Here is a 15,809-nt window from a genome sequence, read left to right as displayed (position 1 = left end):
GCTCAGGCGGCGACGGCGTCTCCGGCGGCCCTCGCCGAGGCGTCGGACAGGGCGGCGAACAGCTCGGCCAGATCGATAGGTTTGCGCACGACGCCATCGGCGCCGGCGTTGCGGTAACGGGCCACGTCCTCTTCGAAGACGTTGGCGGTCAGCATCCAGATCGGTGTCGCCGCAGCCGGACCGCCCGCCGCGCGGATCGCACGCAGGGCGTCCAGGCCATCCATAACCGGCATGTTGGCGTCCATCAGGACGATGTCGAACGCTTCCGTCGCCATGGCCTCCACGGCCTCGCGACCATTCTCGACCAGGGTCAGGCTGACGGCCAGCGGCTCCAGCAGCACCCGCAGGACATGGCGGTTGGCGGCGTTGTCCTCGGCTGCCAGCACGCGCAACGGACGGCCCTCGTCCAGCACCGGGACGCTGTGATCGGCCGTGACCTCCGCGCTGACATCGGCCGCGGGGGCGGTGAAATCGAAGCGGAAGGCCGCCCCGCCGCCGGGCGCGTCGCCAACCGCGATCGTGCCGCCCATCAGCGTCAGGTTGCCGACGCAGATGGCCAGGCCAAGACCCGCGCCGCCCATCGCGCGGCCCTCCCGGGTCTGTTCAAACGTCTCGAAGATGCGCGTCCTGTCTTCGACAGGGACGCCATTGCCCTGGTCCAGAACCTCGACGCCGACGGCCAGTTGGCCCCCCGTTTCGGCGGCGGCCATGCGGATCGTCACCGTCCCGCCGCGCGGGCTGAATTTCACCGCGTTGGACAGCAGATTGACCAGCGCCTGCTCGATCTTGGCCCCGTCCGCCATCAGGCCGCAGAGGCTGGGCAGACCGTCCATGTCCAGGGCCAGCGTGACGCCGCGTTCGGTCGCCCGTGGGGTCCAGATCCGCACCACCGTTGTGGCCAGCCGCCTCAGGTCAACCGGCGCCGTCTCGACCGACATCTTGCCGGCTTCGATACGCGTGATGTCGAGGACTGCGTCCAGCAAACGCTTGAGCAGGGCCCCGGCATCCAGAACGCCTGCCGCCATTTCCTTCTGGGCGACCGTCAACTCGGTCCGGTGAAGGGCCTCGGTGAGGCCGAGCACCGCATTCAGCGGCGTGCGAATTTCGTGGCTGGTCATGGCCAGGAAGTCCGACTTGGCCCGGCTGGCGGCCTCCGCCTGGCGGCGGGCCGCCTCGGCCTCTTCGACGAGGCGGGTGAGGTCGGCGTTCTTTTCCTCGAGCGCAAGGCGCGCCTTCCACAGTGTTCGGTCCGTAGCCTGCTGGCGCCAGCTGGCGGCGACGACGCTGATAACGAACACCAGGACTGCCGCGCCGAAATGGCCGCTGGGCATCTGCTGCTTCTGGTCGATGCCGATCCACAGCATGGATCCGATGGAGGGAACGATGGCGGCGATATAGCCCAGCCGGCTCATATGCACCTGCAGGGCCGTGAACATCAGCACGCCGATGATCAGCAGGCCGGACTCGGTGCGGACCACGCCATTGGCCGCCGCGCCGCGGATTTCCATCGCCATCCAGCAGGCGTGCAGCGAGATCAGGAACACGATCATGCCTGTGCGCAGGGTCAGGTCCCGCAACGCCTCGCGCGGATCGTCCTTGCGCGCCGCCACCTCGACCGCCCAGGCCAGGCAGCCGTAAAGCGACAGGTGCAGCAGGCCGAAGCCGATCGAGAACGCCGGCTGGGCCACCGTCGCCAGCAGCCCGGTGAGTCCCAGCGCCACGGCGAAGCGCAGGAACGCCATGCCGCGGTAGTGCTGGATGTAACCATCCAGCCGTAGCCCGTCCGCTGTGAAGGAAGTCGCCGCCATGATGCGACAATCAACCACGGGTTTGTGAACATCGGCCTAAGCCGCGGCGTCAGGCCCGATCAAGTCTCAGGATATCGACGATTTCCCCGGCAGCCGCGGCCGGCGCGGCCGGCAGTCGGCGCACGAGCGCGTCCGCCGCCGCAAACACCGTCACCAGTGAGGAGTCCTGGTCCGGGAAGGGCGTCAGGCCGTCCGGACCGATGCGGGCGCGCATCCAGTGCTCGCGCGGGCCGTTGGCGGGTTGGTCGACGGCCAGCCGCGCGGTTTCCATCCGGTGCGGCCTGACGTCGCCCTGCATCGCCAGGATGAGGGGCTTGAGGAACAGTTCCGCGCAGACGAAGGCCGAGGCCGGGTTGCCGGGCAGGCCAAGAACAAGCCGGCCGTCACCCAGGCGTCCAAACCAGGTCGGCTTGCCCGGACGGACATTGACCGACTCGACGTCGAGTTCGAGGCCCAGGGTGGCCATCGCCGGCTTGACCAGGTCGTAGTCGCCAACCGAGGCGCCGCCCACGGTGACAATCACCTCGGCGTTGATGTCCCGCACAGCGGCGACAATGGCTTCCAGCGTGTCGCCGGCCGGCGCGAGGCGGGTGGATAGCCCGCCCCAACGGCGGATCATCGGCAGCAGGCCCGCGCCGCCGGACTCATAGATCTGAAATGGCCCTGCGTCGCCGCCGGGGGCGGCCAGTTCCTCGCCGGTCGCCAGCACGGCGATGCGCGGCCTTCGCGCTACCTGGACCTCGGCGCGTCCGGCGGCTGCGGCCAGCGACAGCCGCCAGGGATCGAGCCTGACGCCCGCGTCGAGCAGGGTCGCGCCGGCCCGGAAGTCGCCGCCGCGCGGCCGGATATTGGTCCCGCCCTCGCCGGCCGGACCGAGGCGCACGAGATCGCCTTCGTGTTGGGCGTTCTCCTGGATGATCACCAGGTCAGCGCCGGCGGGAACCGGGGCGCCGGTGAAGATGCGTACGGCCTGACCAGTCCGCATGATGGGGTCATACCCGCGACCCGCCGCGCTCTCGCCGACGATCGCCAGGCGTGTCTCGTGTCTAAAATCGGCGCGCTTGACCGCCCAGCCGTCCATGGCCGAGGCGTCGAACGGCGGCTGGTCCCGGATGGCGGCGATGGCTTCGGCCAGCACCCGGCCATCCGCATCGCCAAGGTCGACGGCTTCCGCCTCAAGCGCGACGACACGGGCGAGCATCCGCGCCCGGGCGTCCTCGACGCTCAGGTTGCGGGGGCCGCGGATGGGATTAGCCGACAAAGGCCCGTTCGAGCACGAAGTCGCCCGGCTCGGCGTTCGACCCCTCGGTCATGCCCTGGCTTTCCATGACGGCGGCCATGTCCTTGATGAAGTCCATGCTGCCGCAGAGCATCACCCGGTCTTCGGCCGGATTGAAGCGGTCCTCGTCGAGGCCCAGGTCTCGGAAGAACTGGCCGGAGTTGATCAGGTCCGGGAACCGGCCCTGATGCTCGAACGGCTCGCGGGTCACGGTTGGATAGTAGATCAGCTGCGCCTTCGCTTCGTCACCGACCAGCGGATCGTCGTGGATTTCGCGGGTGAAAAGGTCGCGGTAGGCCAGTTCATTCACCTGGCGCACGCCGTGGCAGACGTAGACCTTCTCGAAGCGCGAGAAGGCGTCCGGATCCCGGGCCACCGACAGCCACGGCGCCAGGCCGGTGCCGGTGCCGAACAGGAACAGCCGTTTGCCGCCCTTGACCGCATCCAGCACCAGCGTGCCGGTCGGCTTCTTGCCCATCAGGACGATGTCGCCCGGCTGGATGTGCTGGAGGCGGGAGGTGAGGGGGCCGTCCTGGACCTTGATCGACAGGAATTCGAGCGTGTCGGACCAGGCCGGGCTGGCGATCGAATAGGCGCGCAACACGGGCTTGCCGCCGTCTTCACCGGGCAGGCCGATCATCACGAACTCGCCGGAACGGAAACGGAAGCTCTCCGGCCGGGTGATCGCGAAGCTGAACAGGCGATCCGTCCAGTGCTTCACCCACAGCACCGTCTCTTCAAAGAAGGGGCTCGCCTTCACGGGCGCCGCCTGGGCTTCGGCCGTCGTCATCACACTGGGATTCCCTGAAGACCCGCGAAGGGCCGCCGCGCTCTCCATGTGATGCCGCACGAGGCGATGTCAACGTGAGGAAGTCTCGGACGGGAGTCAGGCTCGCTGTCAGGTCTGTTCGCCGGACCCCGGGTCGGTCTCTGTCTTCGGGGTGCGCACCGACTCCGCCGAGCCGGCCGGCTCGGTGGCGGGCCTCGGCGCGCCGTCGTCGGAGGGGTTGCGGAGGTTCTCGTTCTCGACTTCGAGGTTCTTGGCTCTGGGCTCAGACATGTCGGCCTCCGGTTCAACATCGGAAACGCGCTTCGAGGGGCTTTGCTCCGCTTGCCCCGAAAGGCGCCTGCTGCTACATCGCGCGGCTTCCGGTCGGCCGGGCGCGCCTCAGGGGATTCCCTCGGGCGTTCTTGGCGTTGCTGGAGGAGTGTAGCTCAGCTGGTAGAGCATCGGTCTCCAAAACCGAGGGCCGGGGGTTCGAATCCCTCCACTCCTGCCACCCCATATACGGAGCGCGATGGTCGCGCTTCGGCCAGTTGAAAGAGTTTCAACCCGTCCAATGGCAAAGAAAACGGGCAATCTCGCCGCGATGAAACAGCGCGCCGCAAAGGCCGCCGCTGTCGTCGCCGCGCCTGCTGGACACGCCCCCGCGGCCGCGCCCGCCGCGCCGAAAAAGCCGTTCAATCCGGCCCTGTTCTTCCGTGAGGTCCGCGCCGAAGCGCGCAAGATCACCTGGACGAGCCGCAAGGAGACCTGGATCACCTCGGTGATGGTCTTCATCATGGTCGTGATCGCGGCCCTGTTCTTCTTCGTGGTGGACTGGCTGCTCAGCGCCGGCGTCGCGATGCTCCTCAAACTCGCGAACGCGGGATAACGCCATGACCAGCCAGACCGCCGAGGCCGTTGTTAAGGCCCCGTCCAATCCGCACCACAAGTGGTACATCGTCCACGCCTACTCGAACTTCGAGAAGAAGGTGGCGGAGCACATCCGTGACCAGGCCAAGAACCAGGGTCTGGAAGACTGCTTCTCGGAAATCCTCGTGCCGACCGAAGACGTGGTGGAAGTCCGCCGCGGCCGGAAGGTCAATTCCGAGCGCAAGTTTTTCCCCGGCTACGTGCTGGTGAAAATGGACCTGACCGACGAAGCCTATCACCTGGTCAAGAACACGCCGAAGGTCACCGGCTTCCTGGGCAGCGCGGCCAAACCGATGCCGGTCTCCGAAAAGGAAGTCCAGCGCATCGTCGGCGCGATCGAGGAAGGCGTCGAGCGGCCGAAGCCCACGATCAGCTTCGAGATCGGCGAGCAGGTCCGCGTCACCGACGGTCCCTTCGCCAGCTTCAACGGCACCGTGGAACAGGTCGACGAAGACCGCGCCCGCCTGCACGTCGCCGTGTCGATCTTCGGCCGCGCCACGCCGGTCGAGCTGGAATACAGCCAGGTCGAAAAGATCAGCTGATCCTATCTACAATCGTCATCCTCGGGCTTGTCCCGAGGACCCCTCTATCCACCTCCCGACAGCATCAGGCTGGATCGCCGCACGTGCGGCTCAGGGAGGGATCCTCGCCACAAGGGCGAGGATGACGGACGGGGGGTGAGGTTGCTCCATGCATCTTCACCTGCTACACGCCGCCGCTTCCCGGGTCTCGGCCCGGGTTCAAATCCGTGGGAGGGGTCTGCCCGCACCACGGCCGCATAGGCGCTTTGACTAGCGTCGCTTAACGGAGACAGAGATGGCCAAGAAGATCTTGGGCTACATCAAGTTGCAGGTGGCCGCCGGGTCCGCCACGCCTTCGCCGCCCATCGGGCCGGCGCTCGGCCAGCGCGGCGTGAACATCATGGGCTTCTGCAAGGAGTTCAACGCACGCACCGAAAAGGAAGTGAAGGGCACCCCCCTGCCGACGGTCATCACCGTCTATCAGGACAAGTCGTTCACCTTCATCACCAAGACCCCGCCCGCGACCCACTTCATCAAGCTGGCCCTGGGCCTCAAGTCCGGCTCGACCAAGCCGGGCCGTGAGTCCGCCGGCACGATCACCCGCACGCAGCTGCGCGAGATCGCCGAAGGCAAGATGAAGGACCTCAACGCCAATGACGTTGAGGCCGCCGCCCGCATCATCGAGGGCTCCGCCCGTTCGATGGGCCTGCAGATCGTGGAGGCCTAAGCACATGCCGAAGCAAGCAAAGCGCATTCAAGCCTGGACCGGCGATCGTGACACGATCCACTCGGTCGAGGACGCCGTGAAACTGGTCAAGGCCAACGCCACGGCCAAGTTCGACGAGTCGATCGAGATCTCGGTCAACCTGGGTGTCGACCCGCGTCACGCCGACCAGCAGGTCCGTGGCGTTGTCGGCCTGCCTTCGGGCACCGGCCGTGACGTCCGCGTCGCCGTCATCGCCAAGGACGCCAAGGCCGCTGAAGCCCTCGCCGCCGGTGCGGACGTCGTTGGCGCCGAAGACCTGGTCGAGCGTATCCAGGGCGGCTTCATGGACTTTGACCGCGTCATCGCGACCCCCGACATGATGGCCCTCGTCGGCCGTCTGGGTAAGGTGCTGGGCCCGCGCGGCCTGATGCCCAACCCGCGCGTCGGCACGGTCACGCCGAACGTCGGTCAGGCCGTCAAGGACGCCAAGGGCGGCGCCATCGAGTTCCGCGTCGAGAAGGCGGGCATCGTCCACGCCGGCATCGGCAAGGCCTCGTTCACCGACGAAGCCCTGCTCGCCAACGTCAAGGCCCTCGTGGACGCGCTGTCCAAGGCCAAGCCGTCGGGCGCCAAGGGCACCTACATCAAGAAGATCTCGCTCTCCTCGACCATGGGTCCGGGCGTGAAGGTCGATACGGCTTCGGTCAACCCGTAAGGGTCAGACCTGTCGCAAGACAAGGGACGGGCGGGCTCGCGAGGGCCCGCCCGTTCTGCGTTCGGAGCTCAGGCGGGCAGGGGCGGAAAGGTGTCGTCGGCGCGCAGTTCGGCGGCCTTGAACACCGCGCTCGGCGCCACGGCCTTCCAGTAGACGGCGTCTTCCGTTCGGCCGAGGCCGTTGCGTTCGACGGAGCGCAGCCGTCGCGCGGCGGCGATGGTCAGCAGCTGGGCGTGGCGGCCGCGCGGCGTCTGGACCGGTTCCGGCGCGAAGGCGCGCAGGCGGCGGACGTCGAGGCCGGTCCAGGAGGCGGTGAGGCCCGGGGAGGGAGCCATCTTCATGGGGCAGCTTTCAACGGCGGCGGGGCCAGCGTTCGGCGCGCCCGCGTCCGGAAGTCTGATCGGCTTCGCGATCCTGATCCCTAAATGGGGACAACCTGTGGATAGTTCCACAGCAGGGCGAAAATCTGTCCGGATTCCAGCAGTTTAAGGCGCGGGCGGCTGCTGCGTCATGTGAAGCTTGCCGGTGTCATAGCCGAGGGCGGCGGTGCGCGCGACGAGCGCGGCCGTCGCTTCGGCGCCGGGCGTGGCGTCGCGGCTGAGAATCCAGAGATACTTCCGCGTCGGTTCGCCGACGATGGCCCAACTGTAGTCGTCCGCCCGGTCCAGCACCCAGTAGTCGGCGTAGAACGGCCCGAAGAACGACACCTTGAGCTTGGCGCCGGCGCTGTCCGGAACGACCCGGGCCTTGCCCTCGGCCGTCTTTATCGGGCCGTTCGGCGCGCCCTTGCGGCAGGTGTTCAGGACTCGAACCATGCCGTCAGGCTTCAGGGCGTATTCCGCCGTAACGCCCTCGCAGCCGCGCTCGAAGACCATGTCGTACCGGGCCAGTTCGTACCATTTGCCCAGATAGAGGCCGAGCTCGACCGGCTTGGCCGGTTGCGGAACGACGGCCTGGCCGGATGCACCGGAGCAGGCGGAGAGCGCGGCGGCCAGGGCGATAGCGAAGCGGGGCAGGGCTCTGGACATCTGGTCTTCCTGGCGGATGGTTTGAACGGTGTACGCAAACGGCTCTCTTCCGGATTGGCTCCCGGCTTGAGTTTCCGCCCGCCTTCCTCTATACGCGCCCACTTCCGCATCCGGGCTCGCCCGGAAGCGACCTGTCCGAGAACTGCGCGGCGATGGGGTCACCATCGTCGTAACCGAAGGGGAGCCCCCCTTCAGCGCAGGGAGGCGGGGATAGAGACGCTTGCAAGACTCCGCCCCAATGGCGCGGAGCGCTTCGGCTGAACTTCCTTGGGACAGGCCTACCGTAACCCGCCTTCGGGAGCGATCCCGCGTGCGGGTTGCACGCTTACCGGCGTCCGGATGGTCCGGGCGTCGTTGATCCAGGAGACCGCAATGAACCGCGCACAAAAAGCGGAATCGATCGAGACGCTCAAGGGCGTTTTCGCCGATGCCGGCGCCGTGGTCGTGACCCACTACATGGGTCTCACCGTTGCGGAAATGACCGACCTGCGCCTTCGCCTCCGCAAGGAGGGCGCGCAGATCAAGGTGGTGAAAAACACCCTGGCCCAGAAGGCCCTGGCCGGTTCGGTCGGCGAAGCGGGCGACGCCCTCTTCACCGGCCCTGTCGCCATCGCCTATGCGCCGGATCCTGTTTCCGCCGCCAAGGTCGTGACCCAGTACGCCAAGGACAATGACAAGTTCACTGTCGTCGGCGGCCTCATGGGTTCGGACGTGCTCGACCAGAACGCCATCAAGGCGCTGGCCACCCTGCCGTCCCTCGACCAGCTGCGAGCCAAGATTATCGGCGTCCTGCAAGCTCCGGCCACCAAGGTGGCGGGCGTTATCCAGGCTCCGGCGTCCCAGCTCGCCCGCGTCATTGGCGCTTACGCAGCCAAGGAAGCGGCCTGAATCCGGTCATCTCCGCCTATCTCTGAACCCCAAGGAAACTGACACATGTCGAAGCTTGATAAGATCGTTGAGGATCTGTCCTCCCTGACCGTGCTTGAAGCCGCTGACCTGGCCAAGCTGCTGGAAGAAAAGTGGGGCGTCTCCGCCGCCGCTCCGGTCGCCGTGGCCGCCGCTGGTCCGGCCGCTGCTGCTCCGGTTGAAGCCGCTGAAGAGCAAACCGAGTTCACCGTTGTTCTGACCGCCGGTGGCGACAAGAAGATCAACGTGATCAAGGAAGTCCGCGGCGTCCGTCCGGACCTCGGCCTGAAGGAAGCCAAGGACCTGGTCGAAGGCGCTCCGCAGAACGTCGTCGAAAACGTCTCGAAGCAAAACGCCGAAGAAGTCGCCAAGAAGCTGACCGAAGCCGGCGCGTCCGTCACCATCAAGTAGTTCGCAGGGCGCGCGCCCTAGCGCGCCCGCGGACTACCCCCGGACTGGTTCCGGGGGTCCATGCCCACCCCGGTGTGCATGGATCCTCGGGACAAGCCCGAGGATGACGAGAATAGTGAACGGGCCCGGGGGGAAACCCCCGGGCCCGTTTTCGTTGGGCGCTACTTCTTCCGTGGCGCGAGGATGTCGCCCAGCCGGTCGGGCGTTCCTTCGATCCGCTCCAGTTGCGGGTAACGCAGTCCGCCCGTCCAGGCGAGGCGCACGACCCGGTACTGCTCTCCGGTCTTGACGATCAGCTCGATGGGCGTCGCCCCGTCTTTCGCCGCAGTAATGATCCGCTTGAGCCGCTCGCCGCTCCAGGTCTCACCGTTCACGGCGACGAGCTGGGCGCCGACGATCAGGCCGGCCTTGAAGGCCGGTCCATCCCACTGGACGGCTGTGATCGCACCGGTGGCGTTCAGCGTCAGGCCTACCGACCAGGTCAGGTCGGTCGTCTTGGCGGCGGTCTCGGCTGCCTTGCCGTAGGCGCTGGGCTTGTCCTTCCAGACCAGACGGTAGCCGCCGCGGGCCAGACCATCCAGTGGCGCCGGGCCGAAGCCCTCCAGTCGCGTCTTCAGGAAGCCGGCCCAGTCATAGGGCGTCACCGCGTTGAGCGCGGCGACGACGTCCTCGAAGGTGTAGGTGACCGGCGTCCAGGATCCGTCGTCGATGCCGAAGAACGCCTTGGCGAAGTCGTCGAGCGACTTCTTTCCGCCCGTTCGCTCACGGATCAGGGTGTCGGCGTCGAGCCAGATCAGCTGGCCTTCGGAATAGTAGTCCTCGTTGCGCTGCCAGCTGAGCCAGCCCTTCGGCTTGCGGGCCGAGATGACCGGGTCATTGGTCGTGTCCTCGACCGGTCGCCATTGCCGTCCGACCCGGTAGTCGTAGGTGGCGGCGGTCAGGGCGATGGCGTCGAGGGTCTCCTGGCGGCTGACGATGCCGGCGCGGGCAGCCAGGACGTAGCCCCAGTACTGATCCTGGCCTTCGTAGACCCACAGCAGGCTGTCGCGCATCGGCGTGGAGTAGTCGGGCGTCCAAAGGTCCGCGCCGCGCCGGAACTTGCCGACCCAGCTGTGGCTGTATTCGTGGGGAATGGTGTTCCGCCGCGAGGCCAGCCGGTCCCAGTCGGTGAAGAGCTCCGGCGGTGAGCCGACCTCGGTCGAGCGATGGTGCTCCAGGCCGATCCCGCCGATGCGGTCCGTAAGCGCCAGCAGGACATCGTAGTGGTCAAAATGCCGGGCCCCGAACAGCCGGTCTGACTGAACGACCATGTTGCGGTATTTCTGGATCTGCTCGTCGCTGGCCTCAAGGAGGTCAGGGCGGTCGGCGACCACGTTCAGCCGCACCGGTGACCGGCCGCCGGGATCGAGATCGAACTGGCGATAGTAGCGCCCGGCCATCATCGGTGAGTCGACGAGCGTTTCGAAGCTGACCGTCCTGAAGGTGGTTGTGTCGCCGGCCTGGCTCGCGACTTCGAGCGCCGTGCCGAATTTCCACCCCGTCGGCAGGGTCACGCTGGCGTCGACCGGGATCTGCCGGGTGAACCAGCCGGCCGGATAGAAGGCCGTGGAGTTCCATTGCAGGTTCAGCATCTCCTGGGACACCACGACCCGACCCTGGTCGGCGGCGGTCGCCGACAGGAACTGGAACTCCAGTTCCAGCGATTTTGCGCCTTCCGGGACGTCGACATGCAGGGCGTAGACCTCGACGGGGTCGCGGACCCAGCGCACGGGCTGGCCGTTCGCCGTGATCTGAAGGCCGGCGACTTTCTCCAGCTGTCCGCGCGGCGCGTGGGCGCCCGGCAGCCATTCGGGATAGAGCAGGACCATCGGCCCGGCTTTGGCGACCGGGATGGTCTCCGTCACCCGGAAGATGCGGCGGTCCAGGTCGGTGGCGTCGACCGCCAGCTTGAGCGTGCCGGGGTAGGGCGTGTCCTTGGCCGCCGGGATTTCCGCGGGCATCGCGGCCGGCTGCGGGCCGGGACTCTGCTGCGCGAAGGCGGGAATGGCGGCCAGGCTCGCGATGGCGAGAGCGGAAAGGGTGCGTCTGATCACGGCAAACAACTCATGGGGAAGGTTGGCCGCATTTGAGCCGTCGTCTGGTTGTGTCGCAAGGGCGTTGGAACCCAAACTCGCCGACCGGCGTTTCCCGGTCATGCTCAAGCTCGCAGGCGTCTTTCTCGTTGTCATGATCATCGCCGGCATTCTCGGCTTTGTGGTCGATGTGGCCGGCTTCGCGGCCAAGGCCGCCTTCTTCGTCTGCCTGATCGGCTTCGCCGGCTCGCTGGCGGTCAAGGCGCTGCGCAAGACCTGAGGGCGCGCGCCGCTCCCCTTACAAAAGTCTGAAGACGGGCCTTCCCTTCCGTCCGGCTTTCCCCTATATCCGCTCCCTCGCGGAAAAACCGTTCAACTGAGAAGCGATTTTTCGCGCGCGTAGCCCGATGGCCCGGTCATAGCCCTCCGACCGGTGCGAAGGGGCGCTCCTGTAACGCCAGGAGCATCGTCTTGTGTCCGCTCCCGGTTATGCCGGGAGAGCCGAGGGTGGACGCGACAAGACACTTTACGCGCGGAGTCCCGCCGCGCACGCAGGGAAAAACATGGCGCAATCCTTCACCGGCAAGAAGCGGATCCGGAAGTCTTTCGGCCGTATCCCCGAAGCTGTGCAGATGCCGAACCTGATCGAGGTTCAGCGCTCCTCCTACGAACAGTTCCTGCAGCGCGAAGTGCGCAGCGGCGAACGTCGTGACGAGGGGATCGAGGCGGTCTTCAAGTCCGTCTTCCCGATCAAGGACTTCAATGAGCGCGCGGTGCTCGAATACGTCTCGTACGAATTCGAGGAGCCGAAGTACGACGTTGAAGAGTGCATTCAGCGCGACATGACCTATGCCGCGCCGCTGAAGGTCAAGCTCCGCCTCATCGTGTTCGAGACGGAAGAAGAGACCGGCGCCCGCTCCGTCAAGGATATCAAGGAGCAGGACGTCTACATGGGCGATATCCCGCTCATGACGGACAAGGGCACGTTCATCGTCAACGGCACCGAGCGCGTGATCGTCTCGCAGATGCACCGGTCGCCCGGCGTGTTCTTCGACCACGACAAGGGCAAGACCCACAGCTCGGGCAAGCTGCTGTTCGCCGCCCGCGTCATTCCCTACCGCGGCTCCTGGCTGGACTTCGAGTTCGACGCCAAGGACATCGTCTATGTCCGCATCGACCGCCGCCGCAAGCTGCCGGCCACGACCTTCCTGTACGGTCTGGGCATGGACGGCGAAGAAATCCTGACGACCTTCTACGACGTCGTGCCGTTCGAAAAGCGCGAAGAGAAGAAGGGCAAGCCGGGCGGCTGGGCCACCCCGTACAAGCCCGAGCGCTGGCGCGGCGTGAAGCCGGAATTCGCCCTGATCGACGCCGACACGGGTGAAGAAGTGGCCGCCGCCGGCGCCAAGATCAGCGCCCGCGCCGCCAAGAAGCTGGCGGACAGCGGCCTGAAGACCCTGCTGCTGTCGCCCGACGCGCTGGTCGGTCGCTACCTGGCCCGCGATGAAGTGAACCCGGAAACGGGCGAGATCTACGCCGAAGCCGGCGACGAGCTCGACGCGGCGATCATCGAGGTCCTCGAAGAGAAGGGCTTCACCACCATCGACGTGCTCGACATCGACCACGTCACGGTCGGCGCCTACATGCGCAACACCCTGCGGGTCGACAAGAACGCCATCCGCGAGGACGCGCTGTTCGACATCTACCGCGTCATGCGCCCGGGTGAGCCGCCGACGGTCGAAGCCGCCGAAGCGATGTTCAAGTCGCTGTTCTTCGACCAGGAGCGCTACGACCTCAGCTCGGTCGGTCGCGTGAAAATGAACATGCGTCTGGAACAGGATGTCGGCGACGACGTCCGCGTCCTGCGCAAGGAAGACGTGCTGGAAGTCCTGAAGGTCCTCGTGGGCCTGCGCGACGGCCGCGGCGAAATCGACGACATCGACAACCTCGGCAACCGCCGGGTCCGTTCGGTCGGCGAGCTGCTGGAGAACCAGTACCGCGTCGGTCTGCTGCGCATGGAACGCGCCATCAAGGAACGCATGTCGTCCGTCGACATCGACACCGTGATGCCGCACGACCTGATCAACGCCAAGCCGGCCGCCGCGGCGGTCCGCGAATTCTTCGGCTCCTCGCAGCTGTCGCAGTTCATGGACCAGACGAACCCGCTGTCGGAAATCACCCACAAGCGCCGCCTCTCGGCGCTTGGCCCGGGCGGTCTGACGCGCGAACGCGCCGGCTTCGAAGTCCGCGACGTGCACCCGACCCACTACGGCCGGATCTGCCCGATCGAAACGCCTGAAGGCCCGAACATCGGTCTGATCAACTCGCTGGCCACCCACGCGCGGGTGAACAAGTACGGCTTCATCGAAAGCCCGTACCGCCGCGTGACCGACGGCAAGCCCCAGGCCGAGGTCGTCTACATGTCGGCCATGGAAGAGGCGAAGCACGTCATCGCCCAGGCCAACATCCGGATGGAAAACGGCATGATCGCCGATGACCTGGTTCCCGGACGTGTGAACGGCGAACCCGGTCTGCTCCAGCGCGAGCAGGTCGACCTGATGGACGTTTCGCCCAAGCAGGTCGTCTCGGTCGCCGCCGCCCTGATCCCGTTCCTGGAAAACGATGACGCCAACCGCGCCCTCATGGGCTCGAACATGCAGCGTCAGGCCGTTCCGCTGATCCAGTCGGACGCGCCGCTCGTCGGCACCGGCATGGAAGACGTGGTGGCCCGGGACTCCGGCGCTGTCGTGATCGCTCGCCGCAAGGGCGTGGTCGAGCAGATCGACGGTACGCGTATCGTCATCCGCGCCACGGAAGAGACCGACCCCACCAAGTCGGGCGTCGACATCTACCGCCTGTCGAAGTTCCAGCGCTCCAACCAGAACACCTGCATCAACCAGCGCCCGCTGGTCCGCGTGGGTGACCGGATCAACGCCGGCGACATCGTCGCCGACGGTCCCTCGACCGATCTCGGCGAACTCGCCCTGGGCCGCAACGCCCTCGTCGCGTTCATGCCGTGGAACGGCTACAACTTCGAGGACTCGATCCTGATCTCCGAGCGCATCGTGCGCGATGACGTCTTCACCTCGATCCATCTCGAGGAATTCGAGGTCATGGCCCGCGACACCAAGCTGGGTCCGGAAGAAATCACCCGCGACATCCCCAACGTCGGCGAGGAAGCCCTGCGCAACCTCGACGAAGCGGGCATCGTGGCGATCGGCGCCGAGGTCCTGCCGGGCGACATCCTGGTCGGCAAGGTCACGCCCAAGGGCGAAAGCCCGATGACCCCGGAAGAGAAGCTGCTGCGCGCCATCTTCGGCGAGAAGGCTTCGGACGTCCGCGACACCTCCCTGCGTCTGCCCCCGGGCGTCGCCGGCACGGTCGTCGAAGTGCGGGTGTTCAACCGGCATGGCGTCGACAAGGACGAACGTGCGCTCGCCATCGAGCGGGCTGAAATCGAACGCCTGGGCAAGGACCGCGACGACGAGTTCGCCATCCTGAACCGCAACATGACCGCGCGTCTGCGCGAGCTGATCGTCGGCAAGGTCGCCGTCTCCGGTCCCAAGGGCCTGGGTCGCGGCGAAGTCTCGGCCGACAAGCTCGAAGAGATCGCGCCGGGCCTGTGGTGGCAGATCGCCCTCGACGACGAGAAGGCCATGGGCGAACTGGAGGCCCTGCGCCGCCAGTTCGACGAAGCCCGCAAGCGCCTCGACCGTCGTTTCGAGGACAAGGTCGACAAGCTGCAGCGTGGCGACGAACTGCCTCCGGGCGTGATGAAGATGGTCAAGGTCTTCGTCGCCGTGAAGCGCAAGCTTCAGCCGGGCGACAAGATGGCCGGCCGTCACGGCAACAAGGGCGTTATCTCCAAGATCCTGCCGATCGAGGACATGCCGCACCTGGAAGACGGCACCGCCGTCGACGTCGTGCTGAACCCGCTGGGCGTGCCGTCGCGCATGAACGTCGGTCAGATCTTCGAAACCCACCTCGGCTGGGCCGCGGCGGGTCTGGGCAAGCAGATCGCGAACCTGCTGGAAGCCTGGCAGAATGGCGGGCAGAAGAAGGCCCTCCAGGATCGTCTGCGCGAGATCTACGGTCCGGACGAAGAACTTCCGGACGACGAACTCGAGCTGATCGAGCTGGCGAAGAACCTCAGCAAGGGCGTGCCCTTCGCGACTCCGGTCTTCGACGGCGCGCACATCCCGGACATCGAGGACCTCCTCGCGTCCGCCGGTCTGCACCGCTCGGGTCAGTCGGTCCTGTTCGACGGCCAGACCGGCGAACAGTTCCGTCGCCCGGTCACGGTCGGCTACATCTACATGCTGAAACTGCACCACCTGGTGGACGACAAGATCCACGCCCGTTCGATCGGCCCCTACTCGCTCGTCACCCAGCAACCGCTGGGCGGCAAGGCGCAGTTCGGCGGTCAGCGCTTCGGGGAAATGGAAGTGTGGGCGCTGGAAGCCTACGGCGCCGCCTACACCCTGCAGGAAATGCTGACGGTGAAGTCGGACGACGTGGCCGGCCGTACGAAGGTCTACGAGTCCATCGTGCGCGGCGACGACACCTTCGAAGCCGGTATCCCGGAAAGCTTCAACGTGCTGGTCAAGGAAATGCGCTCCCTCGGCCTGAACGTCGAACTCGAAAACAGCTGACGATCAAGACCCCCT

Annotated in this window: 15 protein-coding genes and 1 tRNA gene; 9 read left to right on the top strand and 7 right to left on the bottom strand. The window is 66.5% G+C overall.

What is annotated here, in order from left to right; all coding sequences use genetic code 11:
• Positions 1 to 2: 2 nt before the first annotated feature.
• The 4 genes from ACODSL_RS05355 to ACODSL_RS05340 form a co-directional block, all read right to left on the bottom strand.
• On the bottom strand, positions 3 to 1,808 hold the full coding sequence (locus ACODSL_RS05355) for a response regulator (protein WP_488899602.1): 1,806 nt from the start codon (positions 1,806 to 1,808) through the stop codon (positions 3 to 5).
• A gap of 49 nt (positions 1,809 to 1,857) precedes the next feature.
• Entirely contained in the window at positions 1,858 to 3,069 is a 1,212-nt protein-coding gene (locus ACODSL_RS05350) for a molybdopterin molybdotransferase MoeA (protein WP_488899601.1), read from the bottom strand.
• Positions 3,059 to 3,877 carry a ferredoxin--NADP reductase gene (locus tag ACODSL_RS05345; RefSeq protein ID WP_488899600.1) on the bottom strand — a complete coding sequence of 273 codons (819 nt, stop codon included), beginning with the start codon at positions 3,875 to 3,877 and terminating at the stop codon, positions 3,059 to 3,061. The genes ACODSL_RS05350 and ACODSL_RS05345 overlap by 11 nt, the downstream gene beginning before the upstream one ends.
• Before the next feature lie 108 nt (positions 3,878 to 3,985).
• Complete coding sequence (locus ACODSL_RS05340; RefSeq protein WP_488899599.1) at positions 3,986 to 4,147, bottom strand: hypothetical protein; 162 nt, start codon at positions 4,145 to 4,147, stop codon at positions 3,986 to 3,988.
• A 144-nt stretch (positions 4,148 to 4,291) separates the two neighbouring features.
• Here ACODSL_RS05340 and ACODSL_RS05335 point away from each other — a divergent pair.
• The 5 genes from ACODSL_RS05335 to rplA all read left to right on the top strand — a co-directional run bounded on the left by ACODSL_RS05335 (position 4,292) and on the right by rplA (position 6,725).
• Positions 4,292 to 4,367 (top strand) — tRNA-Trp (locus ACODSL_RS05335).
• 60 nt (positions 4,368 to 4,427) lie between these two features.
• Entirely contained in the window at positions 4,428 to 4,742 is a 315-nt protein-coding gene (gene secE, locus ACODSL_RS05330) for a preprotein translocase subunit SecE (protein ID WP_488899598.1), read from the top strand.
• 4 nt (positions 4,743 to 4,746) lie between these two features.
• Positions 4,747 to 5,325, top strand: coding sequence for a transcription termination/antitermination protein NusG (gene nusG, locus ACODSL_RS05325; protein ID WP_488899597.1), 579 nt, complete (start codon positions 4,747 to 4,749; stop codon positions 5,323 to 5,325).
• Positions 5,326 to 5,599: 274 nt separating this feature from the next.
• Positions 5,600 to 6,031, top strand: a complete 432-nt coding sequence (gene rplK, locus ACODSL_RS05320; protein ID WP_488899596.1) for a 50S ribosomal protein L11 — start codon at positions 5,600 to 5,602, stop codon at positions 6,029 to 6,031.
• Between the two features lie 4 nt (positions 6,032 to 6,035).
• Positions 6,036 to 6,725 carry a 50S ribosomal protein L1 gene (rplA, locus tag ACODSL_RS05315; RefSeq protein ID WP_488899595.1) on the top strand — a complete coding sequence of 230 codons (690 nt, stop codon included), beginning with the start codon at positions 6,036 to 6,038 and terminating at the stop codon, positions 6,723 to 6,725.
• A gap of 68 nt (positions 6,726 to 6,793) precedes the next feature.
• Here the strand turns inward: rplA and ACODSL_RS05310 are convergent, their stop codons facing one another.
• Both ACODSL_RS05310 and ACODSL_RS05305 read right to left on the bottom strand, forming a co-directional pair.
• A complete protein-coding gene (locus tag ACODSL_RS05310) occupies positions 6,794 to 7,066 on the bottom strand; it encodes a hypothetical protein (protein ID WP_488899594.1) in 273 nt (90 codons plus the stop codon).
• A gap of 144 nt (positions 7,067 to 7,210) precedes the next feature.
• Positions 7,211 to 7,753, bottom strand: coding sequence for a lipocalin family protein (locus tag ACODSL_RS05305; protein ID WP_488899593.1), 543 nt, complete (start codon positions 7,751 to 7,753; stop codon positions 7,211 to 7,213).
• Between the two features lie 372 nt (positions 7,754 to 8,125).
• On the opposite strand from ACODSL_RS05305, the gene rplJ reads away from it, so the two are divergent.
• Together rplJ and rplL are read left to right on the top strand one after the other, a co-directional pair.
• A complete protein-coding gene (gene rplJ, locus ACODSL_RS05300; RefSeq protein ID WP_488899592.1) occupies positions 8,126 to 8,641 on the top strand; it encodes a 50S ribosomal protein L10 in 516 nt (171 codons plus the stop codon).
• 45 nt (positions 8,642 to 8,686) lie between these two features.
• Positions 8,687 to 9,070, top strand: a complete 384-nt coding sequence (rplL, locus tag ACODSL_RS05295) for a 50S ribosomal protein L7/L12 (protein WP_488899591.1) — start codon at positions 8,687 to 8,689, stop codon at positions 9,068 to 9,070.
• 161 nt (positions 9,071 to 9,231) lie between these two features.
• Here the strand turns inward: rplL and ACODSL_RS05290 are convergent, their stop codons facing one another.
• Positions 9,232 to 11,163, bottom strand: coding sequence for a M61 family metallopeptidase (locus tag ACODSL_RS05290; protein WP_488899590.1), 1,932 nt, complete (start codon positions 11,161 to 11,163; stop codon positions 9,232 to 9,234).
• A 100-nt stretch (positions 11,164 to 11,263) separates the two neighbouring features.
• On the opposite strand from ACODSL_RS05290, the gene ACODSL_RS05285 reads away from it, so the two are divergent.
• Positions 11,264 to 11,422, top strand: coding sequence for a hypothetical protein (locus ACODSL_RS05285; protein ID WP_488899589.1), 159 nt, complete (start codon positions 11,264 to 11,266; stop codon positions 11,420 to 11,422).
• A 283-nt stretch (positions 11,423 to 11,705) separates the two neighbouring features.
• Positions 11,706 to 15,794 carry a DNA-directed RNA polymerase subunit beta gene (gene rpoB / locus ACODSL_RS05280; protein WP_488899588.1) on the top strand — a complete coding sequence of 1,363 codons (4,089 nt, stop codon included), beginning with the start codon at positions 11,706 to 11,708 and terminating at the stop codon, positions 15,792 to 15,794.
• Positions 15,795 to 15,809: the final 15 nt, after the last annotated feature.

It is taken from the genome of Caulobacter sp. FG121 (assembly GCF_057809815.1).
Note: the sequence above shows the minus strand (reverse complement) of the source record. Positions and strands in the feature narration are given on the sequence as shown.